This is a genomic window from Streptosporangium becharense (assembly GCF_014204985.1).
In the GTDB taxonomy this organism is placed as follows: Bacteria; Actinomycetota; Actinomycetes; order Streptosporangiales; family Streptosporangiaceae; genus Streptosporangium; species Streptosporangium becharense.
Map to the genome: position 1 here is coordinate 3,676,678 of NZ_JACHMP010000001.1, position 21,193 is coordinate 3,697,870.

19 protein-coding genes and 1 tRNA gene are annotated in these 21,193 nt (G+C 70.2%); 7 read left to right on the plus strand and 13 right to left on the minus strand.

Annotation, left to right across the window (positions count from 1 at the left end; all coding sequences use genetic code 11):
* Positions 1–479: 479 nt before the first annotated feature.
* A complete protein-coding gene (locus F4562_RS35860; RefSeq protein WP_311733785.1) occupies positions 480–1,958 on the minus strand; it encodes a sensor histidine kinase in 1,479 nt (492 codons plus the stop codon).
* Position 1,959: 1 nt separating this feature from the next.
* A complete protein-coding gene (locus F4562_RS15940) occupies positions 1,960–2,652 on the minus strand; it encodes a response regulator transcription factor (protein ID WP_311733784.1) in 693 nt (230 codons plus the stop codon).
* Positions 2,653–2,752: 100 nt separating this feature from the next.
* Here F4562_RS15940 and F4562_RS15945 point away from each other — a divergent pair, with 100 nt between their 5' ends.
* On the plus strand, positions 2,753–3,283 hold the full coding sequence (locus tag F4562_RS15945; protein ID WP_184537208.1) for a hypothetical protein: 531 nt from the start codon (positions 2,753–2,755) through the stop codon (positions 3,281–3,283).
* Positions 3,284–3,551: 268 nt separating this feature from the next.
* Here the strand turns inward: F4562_RS15945 and F4562_RS15950 are convergent, their stop codons facing one another.
* Positions 3,552–4,076: a hypothetical protein gene (locus F4562_RS15950; protein ID WP_184537206.1), complete on the minus strand. Its 525-nt coding sequence runs from the start codon at positions 4,074–4,076 to the stop codon at positions 3,552–3,554.
* A gap of 287 nt (positions 4,077–4,363) precedes the next feature.
* Between F4562_RS15950 and F4562_RS15955 the strand changes: the two genes are divergently transcribed.
* Entirely contained in the window at positions 4,364–4,900 is a 537-nt protein-coding gene (locus F4562_RS15955) for a peptidylprolyl isomerase (RefSeq protein ID WP_184537204.1), read from the plus strand.
* A 303-nt stretch (positions 4,901–5,203) separates the two neighbouring features.
* Positions 5,204–6,076, plus strand: coding sequence for a rhomboid family intramembrane serine protease (locus F4562_RS15960; RefSeq protein WP_184537202.1), 873 nt, complete (start codon positions 5,204–5,206; stop codon positions 6,074–6,076).
* A gap of 66 nt (positions 6,077–6,142) precedes the next feature.
* Here the strand turns inward: F4562_RS15960 and F4562_RS15965 are convergent, their stop codons facing one another.
* A complete protein-coding gene (locus F4562_RS15965) occupies positions 6,143–6,388 on the minus strand; it encodes a cell division protein CrgA (RefSeq protein WP_184537200.1) in 246 nt (81 codons plus the stop codon).
* Positions 6,389–6,595: 207 nt separating this feature from the next.
* On the opposite strand from F4562_RS15965, the gene F4562_RS15970 reads away from it, so the two are divergent.
* The 3 genes from F4562_RS15970 (at position 6,596) to F4562_RS15980 (ending at position 8,105) form a co-directional block, all read left to right on the plus strand.
* Complete coding sequence (locus F4562_RS15970; protein ID WP_184537198.1) at positions 6,596–7,219, plus strand: class E sortase; 624 nt, start codon at positions 6,596–6,598, stop codon at positions 7,217–7,219.
* A gap of 149 nt (positions 7,220–7,368) precedes the next feature.
* Positions 7,369–7,527 (plus strand): hypothetical protein, encoded by a 159-nt coding sequence (locus F4562_RS15975; protein ID WP_184537196.1) that lies wholly within the window; start codon positions 7,369–7,371, stop codon positions 7,525–7,527.
* Positions 7,524–8,105 carry an anthranilate synthase component II gene (locus F4562_RS15980; RefSeq protein ID WP_184537194.1) on the plus strand — a complete coding sequence of 194 codons (582 nt, stop codon included), beginning with the start codon at positions 7,524–7,526 and terminating at the stop codon, positions 8,103–8,105. Before F4562_RS15975 ends, F4562_RS15980 begins: the two co-directional genes overlap by 4 nt.
* Positions 8,106–8,404: 299 nt before the next feature.
* Here F4562_RS15980 and pknB read toward each other — a convergent pair whose 3' ends face one another.
* The 7 genes from pknB to F4562_RS16015 all read right to left on the minus strand — a co-directional run bounded on the left by pknB (position 8,405) and on the right by F4562_RS16015 (position 17,408).
* The gene (gene pknB, locus F4562_RS15985) at positions 8,405–10,303 is read right to left on the minus strand and encodes a Stk1 family PASTA domain-containing Ser/Thr kinase (RefSeq protein WP_184537192.1); all 1,899 of its coding nucleotides are present in this window, start codon (positions 10,301–10,303) and stop codon (positions 8,405–8,407) included.
* Positions 10,304–10,385: 82 nt separating this feature from the next.
* A complete protein-coding gene (locus F4562_RS15990; protein ID WP_184537190.1) occupies positions 10,386–11,981 on the minus strand; it encodes a serine/threonine-protein kinase in 1,596 nt (531 codons plus the stop codon).
* Complete coding sequence (locus F4562_RS15995; protein WP_246473446.1) at positions 11,978–13,450, minus strand: peptidoglycan D,D-transpeptidase FtsI family protein; 1,473 nt, start codon at positions 13,448–13,450, stop codon at positions 11,978–11,980. Before F4562_RS15995 ends, F4562_RS15990 begins: the two co-directional genes overlap by 4 nt.
* A complete protein-coding gene (locus F4562_RS16000; RefSeq protein ID WP_184537188.1) occupies positions 13,447–14,829 on the minus strand; it encodes an FtsW/RodA/SpoVE family cell cycle protein in 1,383 nt (460 codons plus the stop codon). The genes F4562_RS15995 and F4562_RS16000 overlap by 4 nt, the downstream gene beginning before the upstream one ends.
* A 4-nt stretch (positions 14,830–14,833) precedes the next feature.
* The gene (locus F4562_RS16005; RefSeq protein ID WP_184537186.1) at positions 14,834–16,189 is read right to left on the minus strand and encodes a Stp1/IreP family PP2C-type Ser/Thr phosphatase; all 1,356 of its coding nucleotides are present in this window, start codon (positions 16,187–16,189) and stop codon (positions 14,834–14,836) included.
* Entirely contained in the window at positions 16,186–16,650 is a 465-nt protein-coding gene (locus F4562_RS16010; RefSeq protein WP_184537184.1) for an FHA domain-containing protein FhaB/FipA, read from the minus strand. Before F4562_RS16010 ends, F4562_RS16005 begins: the two co-directional genes overlap by 4 nt.
* 17 nt (positions 16,651–16,667) lie before the next feature.
* Positions 16,668–17,408, minus strand: a complete 741-nt coding sequence (locus F4562_RS16015; protein ID WP_184537182.1) for an FHA domain-containing protein — start codon at positions 17,406–17,408, stop codon at positions 16,668–16,670.
* A gap of 164 nt (positions 17,409–17,572) precedes the next feature.
* Here F4562_RS16015 and F4562_RS16020 point away from each other — a divergent pair.
* Positions 17,573–17,658 (plus strand) — tRNA-Leu (locus tag F4562_RS16020).
* 387 nt (positions 17,659–18,045) lie between these two features.
* On the opposite strand, the gene F4562_RS16025 is transcribed toward F4562_RS16020, so the two are convergent.
* A complete protein-coding gene (locus F4562_RS16025) occupies positions 18,046–19,101 on the minus strand; it encodes a hemolysin family protein (protein ID WP_184537180.1) in 1,056 nt (351 codons plus the stop codon).
* Positions 19,098–20,768 (minus strand): hemolysin family protein, encoded by a 1,671-nt coding sequence (locus tag F4562_RS16030; protein ID WP_311733783.1) that lies wholly within the window; start codon positions 20,766–20,768, stop codon positions 19,098–19,100. Before F4562_RS16030 ends, F4562_RS16025 begins: the two co-directional genes overlap by 4 nt.
* Between the last annotated feature and the right edge of the window lie 425 nt (positions 20,769–21,193).

A 21,193-nucleotide genomic window follows, 5' to 3' on the forward strand; every position in this document is an offset into this window, starting at 1 on the left:
CTCCATAGCGCGTCTGTAGGCCGTGATCACCTAGTGGAGGTGATTGCGGACGCCGCAGAGGAGCGACGTTTTCGCGAGTTCGTCCCGGTGCGGTCCCCCGCGCTGATGCGCCTGGCCTTCCTGCTGACCGGGGACGACGCGCACGCCGAGGCCGCCGCGGACCCGGATCCCTCACCGTCGTCGACCTCGCCGACGGGCGGGTCGCGTTCCGTGCGGTCCCCCTGGATCCGAAGCGGCCGACGCTCGGCTGCGGTGACTTCGAGTGGAGCGGTGACGGTGCCCTGGTCTGGGTGAATCGGATCACCGGCCCGCCGGCCAAGAAGTTCTACGACCTGGAGGGCAACACGTGGCCCGGGATCCGGTCCGGGGTTCGCCCTCCCGGGCCCCACCCGCTCCCGGGTCCGTCCGGGGCGGCTGGGCGGCCGGGGCCCGCCCTGGATGGGCACGGCCGCCCCGCTCTGGATGGGCACGGCCCCGGTTCACGTCAGGGGAAGCCGGGCCCGCAACCAGGCCCCCGGGCCCTCGCCGACGACGTCCAGGCTGCCTCGGTGCCGGGCAGCGATGTCCCTGGCGATGGCGAGGCCGAGGCCCGCTCCGCCCGCGTCCCGGTCCCGGGCCTCGTCCAGCCGGGTGAACCGGTCGAACACCGCCTCGCGGTGCTCGACCGGGATGCCCGGCCCGTCGTCACGGACGTCGAGCACGGCCTCACCCTCCTCGACGGCCAGCCGTACGGTGACCGTGGTGCTCGCGTGCCGTACCGCGTTGTCCACCAGGTTCGCCACCAACCGGCGCAGTTGCCCGGCCGAGCCGCTGACCACCGTGTCGGCGGCGACCTCCAGCATGATCCGGACCTCTGGTCTGGGCCGGGACCTGGTCGCCTCCTCGGCGGTCACCTGGCCGAGGTCCACCTCCTCGTGGCAGACGGACTCGCCGGCGTCCAGGCGGGCGAGCAGGAGGAGGTCGGAGGTGAGTGCCTGGATCCGGTCCACGTCGGTCAGCGCCTCCGCGGCCAGCGGATCGCGGGGGGCGAGTTCCAGCCGGGTCCGCAGGATGGCCAATGGGCTGCGCAGCTCGTGGGCGGCGTCGGCGACGAACCGTTTGTGCCGACTGACGGCCACCTCCAGGCGGTCGAGCGTGCGGTTCATCGTCTCGGCGAGGCGGGCGATCTCGTCCCGGGAACGGGGGACGGGGACCCTGCGGTGCAGGTCGCTCGCGGTGATGTCCGCCATCTCGGCGCGGATGGCCGAGACCGGCGCGAGTGCCCGGCCCACGGCGAGCCAGGTCAGGACCGCGACCAGCACGAGCAGCGCCGGCACGCCGGGGAGCAGCAGGTTCTGCAGCGTCCGCAACGCCTCCTCCGCCGGTTGCAGCGACGCCCTGGCCTGCACCATCAACGCACCTTCGGTGGTGTCCACGGGCATGGTCGCCAATGCGAAGGAGTCGTCCGGCGCCCACCCGTCATCGCCCGCGAAGGCGGGAGAACCCGGGATGGCGGAGACGGAAGAAGCAGGGTTGGGAGAGGCCGGCGTGGTGGGTGCGGGAGAAGCCGGGACGGCGGACGCAGGAGAAGCCGGTGCAGTGAAGGCCGGGGAAGCCGGGACGGCGGACGTAGGAGAGGCCGGTGCGGTGGGGGCGGGAGAAGCCGGGACGGCGGACGTAGGAGAGGCCGGTGTGGCGGGGGTCGCGGACTGCGCGATGATGATCGTGTCGGGCCTTCTGAAGACCTTGATATCCGGGCCCAGCGCCGGTACCGAGAGCCGGGTGACGGCGATCGCACCTGGTTCGGCGGCGAGCATCCGCGCGGCGGCCCCGGCGCGGCGAGCGGCCTCGTCGGACAGGCTCTCCTCCAGGTTGCCCGCGAGCACGGCCGCGAGCACCGCCGAGGCGACACCCAGCGCGACGGCGACGATGGCGGTGGCCGCGAGAGTGGCCCTGAGCCGCATGGACAGGCGGGACACCTCAGGCCTCCAACCGGTAACCGGCGCCGCGCACGGTCACGAGCGACGAGCGTCCGAACGGTGAGTCGATCTTCCTGCGGAGTGCGCTGATGTAGACCTCGACGATGTTGGGGTCGCCGTCATAGGAGAAATCCCACGCCTGGGCCAGCAGTTCGCTCTTGGAGACCACCTCGCCCGGTCTGCGGGCCAGGCCGTGCAGGACCGCGAACTCCTTGGGGGTGAGGGAGACCTCCACCTCGCCCCGGCGGCAGCGCAGCCCCGCCGGATCGACGACCAGGTCGCCGACCGTGATCGACACCGGCCGGGCCCGGCCGCCCCGGCGGACCAGCGCACGCAACCTGGCCAGCAGCACCACGTACGAGAACGGCTTCGACAGGAAGTCGTCGGCACCGGTGTCCAGGGCCTCAGCCTCGTCGTGCACGCCGTCCTTGGCGGTCAGCACCAGGATGGGCGTCCAGTTCTCCGCGTCCCTGAGCCTGGCGCAGACGGTGTAACCGTTCATCCTGGGCAACATGACGTCGAGCACGATCACGTCGTAGGCGTTCTCGGTCGCCATCCACAGCCCGTCGCGTCCGTCGTGGGCGATGTCCACGGCGAACCCCTCACCTGCCAGCCCGTCCTTCAGGAGTTGTGCCAGGCGTCTCTCGTCCTCAACCAGCAGCACGCGCATGCCGCCCAGACTGCCGTAGATCACCTAAAGCCAACCTGAAGACGGTTTCGGGTGCCTTCAGCCTGGGTTCAGCCGCAGGAGACGAACCTGTGATCTCCAGATTCACCACGGACAAGGAGAACACATGTTCACTCGTCGTTCCCGTTTCCTCACCGGCGCCGTGCTGACCGCGGGGATCCTCATGTCCACGCTGACCGCCGCGCGCGCCGACACCACCCCCGTCCCGCCGGCGGACGTCACGTACGTCGAGTGCGACGGCGGCCGGGTGGCGTTGACGCGGCGTCCGCTCACCGACGCGCAGCGCAGGGAACTGGCGGAAGCGGGGAGCGCCGGTGACGTGCTCGCCGTCCCCGCTACTCCCGCGACCCCGGCGACGGAGGGAACGCCGGGTGCGGAGGGCGAGGAAGGGGCCGTGAAGGTCTTCAAGAGCGCTCCGGGCGAGGCCGCCAGCGGTACGGCCGGAGCCGTCAAGGTCTTCAGCCGGGCCACGGGCAAGGTGGTCGACGAGAAGGACCTCCCCGCCGGGCTGTTCTCCAACCAGGAGAAGACGACCGCGGGCCCGGCCGGACCCGCCGCGGAGGGGGCACCGAAGAAGGGGGTCGAGGTCTCCCCGGCCGTCGGCGCGCCTGCGGTCACCTGCGCCACGGAGAAATGAACACGCGGCGAACGGGCACGCGGTAAGCAGACGCGGTAGGCGAGCATGTGGCGGGCGGGCACCCGGTAAACGGGCACGTGACGGGGGGACATGCCCAAGCGTCCCGGGTCTCTTCGGTCTCGGGAGCGTGTCCTGGCGAATGCCTGGTGGGACGCCGACACGCCCGGCCTTCATCCCTCCACGACGGGGTACGGCCCGCACCAGGTGGTGCGGGCCGTACCCCGTAAGTGCGTACGCCCTCGTTCCGCCGGGGGCGTACCGTCCGGCGTCAGGGCGTCTTCTTCGAGTTCGCGACCTGGTCCGCCCTGGCGTCGGCGCGGTCACCGACCGCGTCGGCCTTCGACTCGGTCTTCGACGCGGCGTCGTTCGCCGTGCCGGAGACCTGGCCCGCCGCCGACTCCGTCTTCCTGCCGACCCACTGGGAGGCGTCGGACGCGCTGTCCTTCAGCGTGTCCGCCCACTGCTCGGCGCTTCTGCGATAGAGCGCGAATCCGGCGGCGCCGATCGCGATACCCGTCAGCAGCAGCATCATCGGCCATTTGCGGGACTTGGCGGCGGGAGTGGGATCGATCTTGGCCGCGGCCTGCGACATCATCGCGCTCAGCTTCGGCGCGATCTGCTCCTCGATCGAGTGGGCGGCGGCGTCAAGCCTGGGCGCGGCCCATCCCCGTGCGAGGATGATCTTCTCGTTCGCCGCCTCACGGGCATGGCTTGCCGCGTCACGGGCATGACTCGCCGCGTCACGGGCCTGGACGGCCATCGGGCCGACCCGATCCGCGGCCTTGGCGGCCATCGGACCGACCCGATCCGCGGCTCTGGCGGCCTGAACCTTCACCTGGCTCAGTCGGCTCTCCGGAACAACGATCTTTACGTTGCGCTTTGTGAACAATGTAAGAGGCACGAAAATCCTCCCCATGTTGTTGGGCCCCGACGCCACCCCTTCCCGAACGAAGGCGGCTCAATCATGACGACCCATGGGAGGATGCTTGAGGGATCGGCCACGGCCGTAATAGTGAAAACTGCACGAAAGCAATGCTTATCCCAGGCTTTGCCTGATGACCTGAAGGGGGCATACCGATCATGGCTGAGAAGTTGATCGCGAACCTCAACACCAACCGCGGCAGCGTGAAGGTCCAGCTCTTCCCGGACCACGCACCCAAGACCGTGCGTAATTTCGTCGAGCTCGCCGAGGGCACCCGCGAGTGGGTGCACCCGGAGACCGGGGAGAAGACCACCGCCAAGCTCTACGACGGCACGGTCTTCCACCGGGTCATCGACGGCTTCATGATCCAGGGCGGCGACCCGCTGGGGAAGGGCGTCGGCGGTCCCGGATACAAGTTCGACGACGAGATCCACCCGGACCTCTTCTTCAACCGGCCGTACCTCATGGCCATGGCCAACGCCGGCATCCAGTTCGGCCGCGGTACCAACGGCTCCCAGTTCTTCATCACCGTGGTCCCCACCCCGCACCTCAACGGCAAGCACAGCATCTTCGGTGAGGTGATCGAGGGCAGGGAGGTCGTCGACGCCATCGCGAAGACCGCCACCGACAACCGCGACCGGCCGACCGAGCCGGTGGTCCTGGAGTCGGTGACCATCGAGCGCGTCCAGGGCTGACCGCCCTCCGGCGGTCTCCCCGAAGGGAGGCCGCCGGTCGCACGCACGGGCCGGTTGCTGCGGGGTGCCGGTCGCCACTGTTCTTCCGTCTCTTCGGGGCGCTCCCGCGCAGGCCGTCCGCGCTCCGATCGCCCGTGTGCACACGCTGGCCGCCCGGGGCCGGGTCACCCGCATCCACGGGCCGGCCGCCCGAGGGCCGGGTCACCGCAACTGTGACCGCCCGCGCGTATCCGGATGCTCGGGATCATGAATAGGCTGGCAGTCTGTGGATAACAGCACGCTCGAAGGGGCCAGCCACACATCATGACCACCCGACCACCCAACGAGCCTGAGACCGCCGCCCCCACCTGCTACCGGCATCCCGACCGCGAGACCTACGTGCGCTGCCAGCGCTGCGAACGTCCGATCTGCCCTGACTGCATGCGCGACGCGGCGGTGGGCTTTCAGTGCCCGGAATGTGTGGCCGAGGGCAACAAGACCGTGCGGCAGGCGCAGGCCGTGTTCGGCGGCCGGGCGGTCGTCACGCCGTGGGTGACCTGGACGCTGCTGGCCGTCAACGTCCTGGCCTACGTCGCGGAGAACCTCGACGTCGACCGGGTGGTCGGGAACTTCGCGATGAACTCGCTCGCCGTCGCCTACGGCGGCGAGTGGTGGCGTCTGATCACCGGAGCCTTCCTCCACCAGCCGCTGGGCGGAGGCTTCGCGATCACTCACATCCTGTTCAACATGTGGGTGCTGTACGCCATCGGTCCCGACCTGGAGCGGCGCCTCGGCTCGGCCCGGTTCCTCACGCTCTACCTGCTCGCGGCGCTGGGCGGGTCCGTGGCGATCTACCTGTTCGGCATCGCCGCGGTGGGTGCCTCGGGTGCCATCTTCGGCCTGTTCGGCGCGTTGTTCGTGCTCGCCAGGCGACTCGGTTACGACGCCCGCGGTGTGCTCTGGCTGCTCGGCATCAACGTGGTCATCACCTTCGTCGTCCCCAACATCAGCTGGCAGGGCCACCTCGGCGGTCTGGTCGTCGGATCGGTGATCGCCGCGATCTTCGCCTTCGCGCCGAGGAAGAACCGCAGCGCGGTCCAGTGGGCGGGCTGCGCGGCGGCGCTGGTCGTGCTGGTCGCACTCGTGCTGCTGCTGCCGCCGTTCGCCGCCAACGCTCAGTTCGGGATCGCCGGCTGAGCCCGCGTCCCGTCGGATCCACACCCTGCCTCTTCCCCAGGGTGTGGACAACGCCTGTGGAAAAAGTCAGCGCCAGCGGGTGGCCAAGACCACACCGAGGATGATGAAAGTAAACCCGACCAGCAGGTTCCAGTTCTGGAGCGTGCCGAGCAGGGGGGCGTTGGGTGCCACGTAGTAGGTGGCGATCCACAGGATGCCGATGATCCAGCAGCTCACCATGACCGGCGCCAGCCAGCGCGGGCTGACCTTGATCTGCTGGGCCGTCTGCGGCGGGGTGTAGACCGCCTTCTTGCGAGTCTTGGACTTTGGCACTGGGGTTCTCCTGCGTCAACCCTGCGCGATCCGGCTCGTGCGCAGGCCCTGTCGATGAGCGTAGTCGCCGGTGGGCGAAGACCGGTGTAAGAATAGTCGGCGTACGTGGGCCATGGCGATTCCGTACAGCCCCATCTCGGGGCAAATCTTGGCCCAATCGGGCGCTTCTCGCAGGCTCGGCGGTCGGGCCGTCAATAGCCTGGGCTCATGAGAGCCGCGCTGAGAGCCGTGGGAGAGCTGAGCATCACCGCGGGCTTGGTCATCCTGCTGTTCTGCGCCTATCTCATGTGGGGCACCGGATCCTACACCGCCGAGCAGCAGACGCTGCTGCAGCGGGAGTTCCTCCAGGAGAAGGGGACAGGCGGGCCCGCCAAGCTCGGCCGGATCCGGCTGGGCGGAGCGCTGGCGATGCTCACCATCCCCAGGCTCGGCGCCGACTACCGGTACGCCGTGGTGGAGGGCGTTGACTGGGAGCATCTGCGGAAGGGACCCGGTCACTACCCCGGCACCGCCATGCCAGGGAAAGTAGGAAATTTCGTTCTTTCGGGGCATCGAACGACCTATGCCGCGCCGTTCAACCGTATCGACGAGCTGCGCCGGGGTGACGACATCGTGGTCGACGCCCGCGAGGCCCGCTACACCTACCGCGTCACCGGCAAGCGCGTCGTCGCCCCCACGGAGCTCGACGTCATCGCCCCGGTCCCCGGCAGACCGGGCCGCGCGCCGTCCAAAGCCATGATCACCCTGGCCACCTGTCACCCGGAGTACTCCGCCGCCCAGCGGCTCATCGTCTTCGGCAAGCTGGACGCGCGAGAGGACCGCGTCGGGTGACCAGGGTGCGACCGGAATGACCCGGAGCCGGATGACCCGCCGCCGCGTGGCCGGGAAGCCGGATGCCCCGGAGCCTGGCGACCCGACGCCGGGCGACCGGAAAGGAAAGCAGGATGACCCGGAAGCCGGGTGACCGGAAAGGAGCCGTCATGTACGGATGGATCTGGCGCCGCCTGCCCGGCAACCTCGCGGTCAGGACGTTCGCCGCGCTGGTGCTGACCGGCCTGGTCGTGGCCGTACTCTGGTATGTCGTGTTCCCCTGGCTCGAACCCCGTATCCCGCTCGACCCGGCGACCGTCGACGGATGACCCGCGTTCTCGTCGTCGACAACCACGACAGCTTCGTCCACACCATCGTCCAGTACCTGCGCGTGCTCGGCGCCACCTGTGACGTACGCCCGCGCGACCGGGTCGCGGCCGATGACGCCGCGGGCTTCGACGGGGTGCTGATCAGCCCCGGCCCCGGCGCTCCGGAGGACGCCGGGGTGAGCGTCCCGCTCGTCGGCTACTGCGAGGCCCGGAACCTTCCGTTGCTCGGTGTCTGCCTGGGCCACCAGGCCATCGCGGTCGCCCACGGCGCGACCGTGGCGCGGGCCCCCGAACTGGTGCACGGCCGCACCAGCGCGATCACGCACGACGGGCGCGGTGTCTTCGCCGGACTGCCGTCCCCGGTGGCGATGACGCGCTACCACTCGCTGGCCGTGCTGCCCGAGACGGTCCCGGAGATCCTGCGGGTGACCGCGACGACCGCCGACGGCGTGATCATGGGATTGCGCCACCGCACCGCCCCCGTCGAGGGCGTGCAGTTCCACCCCGAGTCGGTGATCTCCGAGTACGGCCACCGGCTGCTCGGGAACTGGCTCGAAGGACTCGGAGGATCGGCGTAACGCCGCGTTCGCCCTGAGCGATTGACCATCGAGAGCCCTTCCGCCATCGCCCCCGAGTGGCGGAAGGGCTCTTCCCCGTTCCGGGAGCCGTTTCCGGCAGGCTCCGGCGCTCCGGAAGAGACGCCGGGCTCCTCCTGAAGGCTCCGGGCTCCTGAGGGGGTCGCCCCCTCCGGAAGGCTCCGGACTCCGGAAGGGACGGCCGGCCCCTCCGGAAGGCTCCGGGGTGCGGCGTTCCGGAAGGACCCGCGACACGGAGAAGACCCCCGCGCCGGCGGGGGTCTTCGTCACGTCGTCCGGGATCAGTTGCCGTCGAAGGGCGACTCGTCGAAGGGACCGCCATCTTCCTCCAGCGGCGGAGGCTCCTCCTGCTGACCCTCGTCCTCGGGGATGTTCGGGTCCTCGGTCGGGACGTCCGGGTTCTCGGTCGGGTAGGTGGGCTGCTCGGTCGGCTCCGGCGCCTGACCGCTGGAGACGATCAGCGTGATCGTCGTTCCCGGCTGGAGCTTGGTGCCCGGCTCCGGAGACTGGCTGATTACGGTGTCCTTGGGCAGGTCGCTCGGCTGCTCGACGATCTTTGCCTTGAAGCCCGCGCTCCGCAGCATGTTCCGCGCGTCCGAGACCGTGAGGTTGACCACGGGGGGTACCTCCGCCGCCTCCTTGGGGATGTAGATGCGGACGGTGCTGTCCTTGTTGGCCTTACGGCCCGCGGCGGGCACGGTCTCGATGACGACACCCTGCTTGCCGGCCGAGACCTTGCTCTGCACGCTGACCTTGAAGCCGGCCTCCTCAAGCGCCTTCGTGGCCTCCTCCGTGGTCATGTTGACCACGTTGGGCACCTCGATCTTCTCGACGCCCTTAGAGACCTTGAGGATGACCTCGGAACCCTTCTCGACCTCGGTGTCGGCCGCCGGCTCGGTGTCGATCACCGAGTTCTTCGGTATCTCCGCGTCGAACGCCTCGACCTTCTTCACCTTCAGGCCGAGTTCTTCGAGCGTCTTGGTCGCCGCGTCGACGGTCTGCGAGGCCAGCGGCGGGATCTTCACCTTGCCCCCGCCGCTGGGCGTGCCGGGCGAGCTGAGGAACATGTAGCCCACGCCGATGAAGGCACCGATGATCAGCAGGGGGACGAGGATCCAGGCCGCGGTCTTGACCGCGGTGCCGCCGCCGCTCTGCTGGCGGCGCCGACCGCCGCCGCCCCCTCCGCGCTCGCCGCCGTGCCGGGTCTCCTCGGCACCGTACTCGTACGCCGGGGCGACGGTGGTGTGCTGCACCGGGCCGCCCTGCGACGGCGGAGGCTGCATGGTCTGGGTGGCGCCGCCGTAGTTGTTGGCCAGCGCCATCGTCTGGGCGTCCATCGGCACGCCCGACAGGGCCCGCTGGATGTCGGCCCGCATCTCCCCGGCGTTCTGGTAGCGGTGCGCCGGGTCCTTGGCCATCGCCTTGAGCACGATGGCGTCAGCCCACCTGGGGATGTCGGGGTCGATCTGCGAGGGCGGGATCGGGTCTTCGCGCACGTGCTGGTAGGCGATCGCCACCGGGGAGTCGCCGGTGAACGGCGGCTGGCCGGTCAGCAGCTCGTACAGCACGCAGCCGGTGGAGTAGATGTCGCTGCGGGAGTCGACGCGCTCACCCCGGGCCTGCTCCGGCGAGAGGTACTGGGCGGTGCCGATCACCTGGGCGGTCTGCGTCATCGTCGCGGCCGAGTCGGCCATCGCGCGGGCGATGCCGAAGTCCATGACCTTCACGTCGCCGTTGCGGGTGATCATGACGTTCGCCGGCTTGATGTCACGGTGGACGATGCCACCGCGGTGGCTGTAGTCGAGCGCCCGCAGGATGCCGTCGACCAGCTCGGCCGCCCGCTCGGGGAGCAGCCGCCGGTCGGCCCGGAGCAGGTCGCGCAGCGTCCGGCCGTCGACGTACTCCATCACGATGTAGGGCACCGGCGCACCCTCGGAGACATCCTCGCCGGTGTCGTAGACCGCGACGATGGCCGGGTGGTTCAGTGACGCGGCGGACTGCGCCTCCCTGCGGAAACGCGCCTGGAAGATGTGGTCCCTGGCGAGGTCGGCACGGAGGGTCTTGATGGCCACGATCCGATCCAGCCGGATGTCTCGGGCACGATAGACCTCGGCCATGCCACCGCGCCCGACGACGCCGTCGAGCTCGTAGCGATCGCCGAGGCGTCGAGGCTGAGTCATTTCCTGCACTGTCCCTTACCGTTCATCTTGGGTGCCGGTGCACTCTTGGGCCACCGGTGTCCATCATCAACCCGTTGCCGCATCACGTCTCCCCATTTGGAGGGTCTGATTCGCCCGAGTCGGGGGTCTCGCTCGGTATGGGGCTCGGTGTCACCGGCGGGGCGGTGGGGGTGGGGGTGGGGGTGGGAATCGTCGGACTGGGGGTGGGACTTGAGCTTGGCGACGGCGTGCTCGGCGGGGCCGAAGGCGTGACCGATGTGCTTACCGTAGCCGACGGCGTGACGGTAGGACGGATCGGCTGCGTCGGCACGACCGGCGGTCTGCTCACCGGAGACTTGCTCCGGGAGGGCCGGACCGTCGGCGACGGGGTCACCGTCGGGCTCGTCCGGACGGCGGGTTCGCTGGGCCCGGGCTCGCCGGGCTGCTCCTGCGCCTCCATGACCGCCAGGGCGCCCAGTCCGACGGCGGCGGCACACCCGGCCACCGCGACGGCGATCACCGCGGTCCTGCGTCGCCCACGCCTGTGTGAGGGGCGTGTACCGCCCCCGGGAGCCGTCCCCGCACCGGCGTCGGCGCCGGGACCCGCCTCCGCGCCGAAGCCCGCCCGCTGACCGGCACCCGCACCACCTGCCGCCGGTCCGGCACCGGCACCCGCTGCCAGTCCGGCACCCGCACCGGCACCGAGGCCCGCACCTGGGCCGAAACCCGCACCCAGGCCGGCGTCGGCACCCGCACCGGAATCCGGGCCCGGCCACGGCTCCACGGGGTCTGCGAGCAGCGGCGTGACCTCCCGGGGCCACTCGGACACCGGTTCGGCACGCCAGCCCGAGGGGTCGGTGAGCGTGGACAGGTCGGCCTCCCCGCCCGCCGCAGGTGCGCTCAGCAGCGCGTACGCCCGCCCCGACAGCTCGTGGGCACTGGCCGGACGCTGCGCGGGGTCCTTGGCGAGGCACAACATCACCAGCTCGCGCACCGCCGGCGGCACGTTCTCGGGCAGCGGCGGCGGAGGCTCGTTGAGATGCATGAGCGCGATCGCGACGTGGTTCTCGGCCCGGAAGGGCGGCCGGCCCGCGAGGCACTCGTAGGCGACCACGCCGAGCGAGTAGACGTCGGTGGCGGGGGTCAGCGGCACGCCGGACGCCTGCTCGGGGCTGAGGTACTGGGCGGTGCCCATCAGGGTGCCCGTCTGGGTGACGGAGGTGGCCTCCATCACCCGGGCGATGCCGAAGTCTGTGATTTTTATCACGCCGCTCCCGGTGACCAGAAGGTTGCCGGGTTTGACGTCGCGGTGGATGATCCCCGCGCTGTGCGCGGCGTGCAGCGCCATGGCCGTCTGGTAGACGACCTCCAGGGTCATCTCCGCGCTCAGGCTGCCGTCACGCGCCAGAATGGCGGCCAGCGACTCGCCGCGGACCAGCTCCATCACCAGGTACGCGACGCCTTCGCTCTCGCCGTAGTCGAAGACCTGCGCGATGCCCGGGTCGGCCAGCCCGGCGGCGATGCGGGCCTCGGTGCGGAAACGCTCGCGGAACGCCGGATCGGCCGCCATGTGCTGCCGCAGCAGCTTCACGGCGACCTCACGGCCGAGCAGTTCGTCCTGGGCCCGCCACACCTCTCCCATGCCGCCCGAGGCGATCCGCCCCAGCGGGCGGTATCGGCCCCCGAGCAACGCGGTCATCTACCCAGCACCGCTTCCATCACGCTCTTGGCGATCGGAGCGGCGGTGCGGCCGCCGGAGGCGTCGTCACCGGCGCTCCCCGACTCGACGATCAGCGCGACCGCGACCTTGGGGTCCTCGGCGGGGGCGAAGGAGATGAACCAGGCGTGCGGCGCCCGCCCCTGGGCGGTCTCGGCGGTGCCGGTCTTGCCGCCGACCGTCACACCCGGGATCTGCGCGGCGCTCGCCGTGCCCAGGCTGACGACGTTGACCATCATCTCCTTGAGCTTGCGCGCGTTGTCCTCGCTGACCGCGGTGGTCAGCTCCTCGGGATCGGCGCCGTCGATCTCGGTGCCCTCGGCGTCGGCGATCTTCTTGACCAGGTACGGCTTCATGACCACGCCGTCGTTGGCGATGCCTGCGGCGATCATGGCCATCTGCATCGGGGTCATCTGGTTGCTGCGCTGGCCGATCGACGTCTGGGCGAGGGCCGCGGCGTCCTCCTCGGGGCCGATGCTGCTGTCCACGACCTTCATCGGGATCTCCACCGGCTCACCGCCGATGCCGAACTTGGCCGCCTGGTCCTTCAGCGCGTCGTAGCCGAGGTCCAGCGCGATCTTGCCGAACGGCGTGTTGCAGGACTTCTCCAGCGCGTACGACAGCGTCACCCGCCCGGTGCCGCACGCCGCGCCGCCGGAGTTGGGCAGGTCGTGGGTGGTGTTGGGCAGGTCGAGCAGGGTCGGCGCGTCGACCTGCGTCTGCGGGCCGAGGGTGTCGTCGCTCTCCAGGTACGCCGCGGCGGTGACGACCTTGAAGGTCGAGCCCGGCGGATAGGTGCGCTTGATCGCCCGGTTCACCAGCGGCTGGTCCTTGTCCTCGGCCAGCTTGTTGTAAGCCTCGTTGACCTTGCCCTTGTCCGGCTTGGCCAGCGGGTTCGGGTCGTAGGTGGGGAGCGAGACCATGGCGAGGATCGCCCCGGTCTTCGGCTCGATCGCCACCAGTGCGCCTTTCTTGCCGCTGGCGCTCAGCGCCTTGTAGGCCGCCTCCTGCGCCTTCGGGTTGATCGTCAGGTCGACGCTGGCACCCTTGGTGGTCTTGTTGCTGAACAGGTCGATGCTGCGCCTGATCAGCAGGTCGGCGCTCGACCCGTCGAGCAGGTCGTCCTCGGCCCCCTCGATGTCCTGCGCGCTCTCCGGCGCGAAGAAGCCGGTGACCGGCGCGTAGATCTTGCCCTCGGGGTAGCGGCGCTGGAAGCGGAACTCGGCGTCGCCGGTGTCGACCGACTCGGCGAGGACCTTGTTGCCCGCGGTGATCCGCCCGCGCTCGACCTCGTAGCGGGCGAAGAAGTTGCGCTTGTTGCGTGAGTCCTTGCTCAGGTCGTCCGCACGTACGGCCTGCAGGTAGTTCACGTTCAGCATGAGCAGGCCGAACATGATCAGACAGGCGAGGGCCGCGCGCTTGAGGGGATTGTTCATCGCGGGAGCGCTCATCGCTGGAACACCTGCGTCATTCCTTCGTCCTGGATGGCCTGGGGCGGCGGCTTTCTGGCCGTGTCTGACATCCGTACCAGCAGGGCGATAAGGATCCAGTTAGCCAGCAGCGCGGAGCCGCCCTGCGACATGAACGGGGTGACCAGACCGGTGAGGGGGATCAGGTTGGTCACGCCGCCGACGATGATGAAGACCTGCCAGGCGAGGATGAACGACAGGCCGCCGGCCAGCAGCTTGGAGAACGGCTCGCGGGCCACGATCGAGGTGCGCAGGCCGCGCTCCACCAGCAGGGCGTACAGCATCAGCAGCGCCATCAGCCCGGTCAGGCCGAGCTCCTCGCCGACGGCGGTGAAGATGAAGTCGGAGATGGCCAGTGGGATCTCGTCGGGGTGGCCCTCGCCCAGCCCGGTGCCGAGCACGCCGCCGTGGCCCATGGCGAACAGGCCCTGCATGAGCTGGTAGCTGCCGCCCAGCTCACGGTCGTACAGCTTCGGGTCCTCGGGGTTGAGGTAGACCTCGAAGCGGGCCGCGACGTGGTCGAAGATCGTCCCGGCCAGGACGGCGCCGCCGACGAAGAGCAGGATGCCGATCAGCACCCACGAGGTGCGCTGGGTGGCGATGTAGAGCATCGCGATGAACGTGCCGAAGATCAGCAGTGAGGAGCCGAGGTCCTTCTGCAGGACCAGCACGCCCAGGCTCAGGCCCCAGGTGATGAGGACCGGGCCGAGGTCGCGGGCTCGGGGCAGGTCGATGAAGAGCAGCCGCCGCCCGGCCAGCGCCAGCACGTCGCGCTTGGCCACCAGGTAACCGGCGAAGAAGACGATCAGGGCGATCTTGGCGAACTCGGCGGGCTGGAGCTGGCCCACGCCGGGGATGCCGATCCAGATGCGCGCGCCGTTGGTCTCCTGACCGATGAACGGCAGCAGCGGCGAGACCAGCAGGACCAGGCCGAGGGCTCCCATGGTGTAGGTGAGCCGCTGCAGTGACCGGTGGTCGCGCACCACGATCAGCGTCACGGAGAACATGACGACCCCGACGGCCGTCCACAGGAGCTGGGTGGTGGCCGAGGCGCCGAACGTGTTGACCCGCTCCAGGCGGTAGATCATCACCAGCCCGAGGCCGTTGATCAGCGTCACCAGCGGCAGGATCAGCGGATCCGCCCACGGGGCGAACTTGGCCAGCACCAGGTAGGCGGCCAGCATGAAGCCGCCCAGCCCGAGGCCGTAGGTGAGCATGCCGGACGGGATCTGCCCGTCGATGGCCAGCCCCACGTTGGCGTACGCGAGCATCACGATGCCGACCGCGAAGGCCAGCATCGCCAGCTGGGCCAGCCGCCGTTTGGCGGGCATCAGGACCGGCTCGGCGCTTGGGGTGCTCATGTCTCTACCGTGACCTTGTGGGTTGGGGAGTCCTTGTGGGTTGGGGGGGCTTTGAGGGGGTGGCGGTCGCGGAGGGGGAGGCGCTGGGAGTGGGGGTCGGTTTCCCGCCGTCGGACTCGGCCGTGGACGACTTGAGCTCCTCGATCTTCTTCAGGCCCGCCTCGACGTCGGGGACGGGGATGCCGTCGCGAACCTGGCCCTGCTGGAACGCGCCGAGAGCCGAGACCGACTCCGTGGTGCTCCGGGCGACGTCGAAGAGCTCGAAAGGGCCGAGGTTGGTCTTCACACCCTGAAAAACCACGATCTCGTTACCCCTGGCCCCGACGAAATACTGGTCTTGCAACCACTGATTGCCGAAGTACCAGCCTAGGCCGCCCCCGGCGATGACGACGCCGCCCGCCGCGACCAGAAACGGCCACCGCCGCCGTCGCCTGGCGGGCCGGGCGACGGCCCTGACGACCGGTTCGCCGCCGGGATCGTCGTCGGTGATCACCGGCTGCGGAGCGGTGACCACGCCGCCCTCGTCCGGCGGCGCGCCGGGCGGCTGGCCGAAGGGCTGGCCGAGCGGCTGTGACCTCGACATGGTCGACCCCGCGGCACCCACTACGGCGGCCTCACCGGCGGGCGGGACGCCCTCGTCCACCTCCAGCACGTCGGCGAGCACGCAGGTGATGTTGTCGGGGCCGCCGCCGCGGTTGGCCAGGTCGATCAGCGTGCGGACCACCGTGTCGGGGTCGTCGATCGTGGTGAGCGTGTGGTGCAGGGTCTCCGCGCTCACCACCCCCGACAGGCCGTCCGAGCAGAGCAGGTAGCGGTCGCCGACCTGGGCCTCGCGCAACGACAGGTCGGGGTCGACCTCGCCGCTGCCGTCGAGCGCCCGCAGCAGGATGGACCGCTGCGGGTGGGTCGCGGCCTCCTCCTGGGTGATCCGGCCGTCGTCCACCAGCGACTGCACCAGGGTGTGGTCGTGGGTGATCTGGTACAGCTCCCCGGCGCGCAGCAGGTAGGCCCTGGAGTCGCCGACGTGGACCAGGGCCACTCTCGTACCGGACCACAGCATGGCGGTCAGGGTGGTGCCCATGCCCTTGAGGCTGGGATCGCGGCCGACCATCTCGTGCAGCCTGCGGTTGGCGTCGCGTACCGCCGCCTCGATGGCGCTGAGCAGGTCACCCCCCTGCGCGTCCATGTCGAGGGAGGACATCGCGGCGATGGCGACCGAGCTGGCCACCTCGCCGTGTGCGTGGCCGCCCATGCCGTCGGCGACGGCGAGCAGGCGGCCGCTTGCGTACGCCGAGTCCTCGTTTCCTTCACGGAGGAGGCCGACGTCCGAGCGGGCGGCGTAACGGAGTGCGATGGTCATTTGCGCAATTCGATGACGGTCTTACCGATGCGGATCGGAACGCCGAGCGGCACCGGAGTCGGACGGGTGACTTTAGAGCGGTCGAGGTATGTGCCGTTGGTCGAACCGAGATCTTCCACGATCCACTGACCGTCCTGAGGAAAGAGCCGGGCGTGCCGGCTGGAGGCGTAATCGTCGCTGACCACCAGCGTCGCGTCACTCGCCCGGCCGATGGTGATGGGCACCTCCGTGAGAGGGATGATCGTGCCCTGCAGGGGGCCGCCGACGACGACCATCTGCCGGGGCTCCCCCTTCCGCGGTTTGGACGCGGGTTTCACCGGCTTGGGAGCCTTGACGGGAACGGCGGCGGGCGTGCGCGATCCGAACAAGTCTGTCCGGATCACACCGACCGCGGCAATCACGAAGAACCACAGCACCGCGAGGAAGGCGAGCCGGATCAGCAGCAGCGTGAGCTCGGACATGGACCGTCTGTTTACCTTTAATCGCGCCGGAAAACCAGAGTCGTCCGCCCCAGCGTCACACGAGTGCCGTTCTGGAGCTCGACCCGGCGAACCGGCTGGCCGTTGACGAAGGTGCCGTTGGTGGAGCCGAGGTCGACGAGCGCGACCAGGGGACCCTCCACCCGCAGCTCGGCGTGGTGCCGGGACACACCCGGGTCGACCAGCCGTAGATCGCAGTCGGTGCCCCTGCCGAGCAGGGTGACCGGTGTGGTCAGGTCGAAGGAGCGCTGTCCTTGCGGGTCGTCCTGGGTGGAGACGAGCAGACGGGGGCGGCCGGGGAAGGCGTGGGTCCGGGCCGGGGGCACGTCGCTCACCGGCTGGCGGATCTCGTCCTGCTCGACCGTGGCGCCGCGGATCACGCCGGATCGGATCCGGAACAGGCCGACCGCGAGGTCGTCGGCCGTCTCGAAGCGGACCCGCACCGGCCCCACGAAGGAGTAACCCTGCTCCTTGGCGTACTCCCTGGCGAGGTTCGCCAGCTCCTGGCCGATGCTGTCGGCGTACACCTCCAGACGTTCGCTGTCGGTCGTGGACAACTCGACCACGAAGTCGTTGGGCACGAGAGTGCGCCCCTGCGCGACGATCGCAGCCCGCTCGTCCATCTCCCGTTGGACCGCGCTGGCGACCTCGACCGGCTGAAGGTCAGATTTGAACGCCCGCGCAAAGGCCCCCTCAACCAAGCCTTCGAGTCTCCGCTCGAAACGTTGCAGGACTCCCACCGGGTACCTCCCCTCCTCCGTCTATATGGTCGCGGCCGCTTGGGGCTCGTCGGTTCGTTCCTTGCTCTTCCGCACCCAGTCGTTCCGCTTCACATCTAGGAGGATCGTATCCGGGTTCGTGGGTACCGGCAGATTCGTGCTAGTGTTTCGACCGCACCCAGCAAGGGCGGGTGGCGGAACGGCAGACGCGCACGGTTCAGGTCCGTGTGTCCGAAAGGACGTGAGGGTTCAAATCCCTCCTCGCCCACCAGATCAAGGCCCCGGCCTCGCGAAAAGCGAGGCCGGGGCCTTTCTGCTTCCCGAGGGTCCGGTGTCCCCCCGGGGCCGTTCGCGCGGCAGGGGCCTTCTGCGTGATTCCGCGCGTAGGCGCTGGATGGTCGGTCATGGTCGTCGCTCGTTCCGTCGGCGGAGGCTTCGCTGGTCACGCACGGATCTGGGGGCTCCGGACCGGTACGACCATGCGCCTCCCAGTTCTATGGGCCCGCACTTGCCGATCACTTTCGGATGACTTGCACCGGTTTCGGGCGACCTCGTGATTACGCTGACAGAGAAAACGGGCCGGAAGAATCCTCCCGGCCCGTTCTGCGATGCCCGGTGCCCGGTGCGCCTTCGGCGTTTCCGGAGCGTCCGGCGGGCGTCAGGCCCGCGCGGGCGCCGGGCCCGCCGGGGTGGCGAGCCCCCGGACGTCCAGGAGCTCCCCGACCAGGTCGGTGAGGCTCACCATGCCGACGACCTCGTCCCCGTCGGTGACCAGGCCCAGGTGGGCCCGGGCGTCCTGCAGGGCGTGAACCGCCTCGGGGATCGTGGTGGTCTTCGCCAGCCGGGGCACCGGGCGGGCCAGCTGCGCGGGGCTCGCCTCGGGCCGCACCAGGGCGTCCCTGACGTGCACCACGCCCAGGACGTCGCCCGGCTCGCCGGAGGTGACCAGCAGGCGCAGGTGCCCGCTGTCCGCCGCGACCTCGCGCACCCGCGCACCCGGCGCGTCCGCGGGCACCGACGCCGTCTCCGCCAGGGGGAGCATCAGCCGCTCCACCGGCTGCTGGTGGACCCGCAGCGCCCGGGTCAGCAGGTCGTGCTCGTCACGGTCGAGCAGGCCCATCCGGCCCGACTCGCCGACCAGCATGGCCAGCTGGACGGGGGTCCTGGTGGTGGCCAGCTCGTCGCGCGGGTGCACTCCGAACAGCCTGAGTATCCCGTTGGTCAGGCCGTTGAGCGCGGCGAGCACCGGCCGGACCACCCAGGTGAAGCCGCGGAACGGCAGGGCCAGGCCCATCGCGGCGGCCTCGGGGTGGGTCAGCGCCCACGACTTGGGGGCCATCTCGCCGACCACCATGTGCAGGAAGGTGACCAGCGCCAGCGCGATGAACAGCGCGATCGGAACCTGGAGCGACTCGGGGACGCCGATCGCGGCGAAGACCGGCTCCAGCAGATGCTCGATGGCCGGTTCGGTCACCATGCCCAGGCCCAGCGAGCACAGTGTGATGCCCAGCTGTGCCCCGGCCAGCATCAGCGACAGCTCCCGGCCGCCGCGCACGGCCGCGCGGGCGGCGATCCGGGCCAACCGTCCTCCCCTGCCGGCGAGCTCCTCCAGGCGGTGCCTGCGGGCCGAGATCACCGCGAACTCGGCCGCGACGAAGAAGGCGTTGCCGATCAGCAGGGCCACACCGATCAGCAGGGCACCGGTGGTGCTCATCGTCCCCCCACCGGGCCTCGGCCGTATCCCGGCGCGCCGGAGCCGCGTCCGGCCATCCGGGACGCGGTCGTCACGGGTTCATCTCTCCTCGCGCCGTCCCGCTCCGTGTCGTCCCGGGGCACGCCGTCGCCCGGCACGCCCTCCCGCCCGGTGTCGCTCTGTCCGGCGTCTCGCCGCACGTCGTCGCCTGCCGTGTGGTCGCGGTGGTCGCGGTGGTTCCGGTGGTTTCGCGGGGCACCGTCCGGGCGCCCGCTCTCCGACCTTCCGGCGTCCTGTCCGGCGCTTCCCGACCCGGCGGCGTCACCGGGGGCACCGGGATCGTCCTCGCCGGGCCGGGCGAGCGCCAGCCGCACCCACTCGGGCACCCGGCGCTGCACCGACAGCACGGTGAGGACCGCGTCCTTCTCTTCGACCCCGTCGCCCTCCAGGAGGTCGTGCTCCATGGTCAGGGTCACCTTCACCCGGTCGCCGGGCTCCGCCATCCGGCCGAGGGTGGCGAGCACGAGGCCCGCGACGGTGTCGTAGTCGTCGCTCTCGGGCAGCGGCAGGCCGGTGGCGCGCTCGATCTCGTCCAGCCGGAGGGTGCCCGGCAGATCCCACGTGCCGTCGTCGTTGGCGACGACCCCGGCCGGTTCCGGGTCGTTCTCGTCGATCAGCTCGCCGACCAGTTCCTCGGCGAGGTCCTCGATGGTGACCACGCCGGCCAGGCCGCCGTACTCGTCGATGACGCACGCCATGTCGTCCCGGGCGGCCCGCATGCGTTCCAGCACCACCGGCAGCGGCAGCGAGTCGGGGACCAGGAGGGCGGGGCGGGTGATCTTCTTCAGCGGTCCCTCGGTCAGACCGGACCTGAGCAGCTCCCGCACACCGGTCACGCCCACCACGTCGTCACCGTTGACGTCACAGAGCACCGGGTAACGGGAGTGGCCGTGCTCGCCGACGGCGGCGACCAGGTCGGAGATCGGCCGGTCGTCCCGGAGCAGCACCAGGCGCGGACGCGGGACCATGATCTCCTCGGCGGTGCGGTCGCCGAACTCCAGAGCCCGCTCCAGCAGCTCCGACAGGCGCGGCGGCAGATCACCGGCCGTGGCGGACTCGGAGATGATGCGGGACAGCTCCTCGGGGCTGGCGCCGTGCTCGATCTCCTCCACGGGCTCCACGCCGACGCGGCGCAGCAGGCCGGTGGCGGCGGAGTCGAACAGCCGGATGACCGGGCCGGCGATCCTCATGTAGATCAGCGTCGAACGGGCGAGGAACTTGGCCATCGGTTCCGGGCGGGCGATGCCCAGGTTCTTGGGGGCCAGTTCGCCGAACACCATCTGGATGACGGTGGCGACGGCCACGGCCAGCGCCACCGCGATGCCCGGCACGGCGGCCTCGGGCACGCCCACGGCGGAGAGGCCGGGACGGATGACCGTGGCGATGGCCGGTTCGGCGATGAAGCCGACGAGCAGCGCGGTGACCGTGATGCCCAGCTGCGCGCCCGAGAGCATGAACGACAGGCGCCCCGTCACCTGGAGCGCTCTGGCGGCGGAGGTGTCACCGGCGTCGGCCTGCTCGCGCAGCACGCCCCGGTCCGCCGCGACGAAGGCGAACTCCTGGGCGACGAAGTAGCCGGTGGCGAGGGTCAGGAGGAGTACGGCCAGCAGGCCCAGAGCCGTGTTCACCGGGTGGCTCTCCCGGTCGGATCAGCGGTTCCCGTGCCTTCGCACGGGCAGGTACTCCACGGATCGGGAGCGGACACGATCATCCTTTCGAGCAGAGGTAGTCCTCTACCGTAACGATGCGGATGGCGGTCAATGTTTCCGGATGGGTTGACGATCACATTGTTGGTGCCTCCACACCCTTCTGCGTACTTTTGCATGGGGAAACCTTGACGACCACCCGACACGCGCGGGGGCCGCGACGTAGCGTCGATAATGACGTTTTCAACAGAGAACGAGAAGTGGCGGAACACGACGTGGCTGACTGGCCGGAAGACCACGACCGCATCAATGCGCTCGGACCGACCGAGCCCCTGCCCGTGCAGCCACGCGCGGCCGGGCAGCCCGCCTATCCCTCACCTGGCGGACGCGGGGCCTCATCCCGCGGC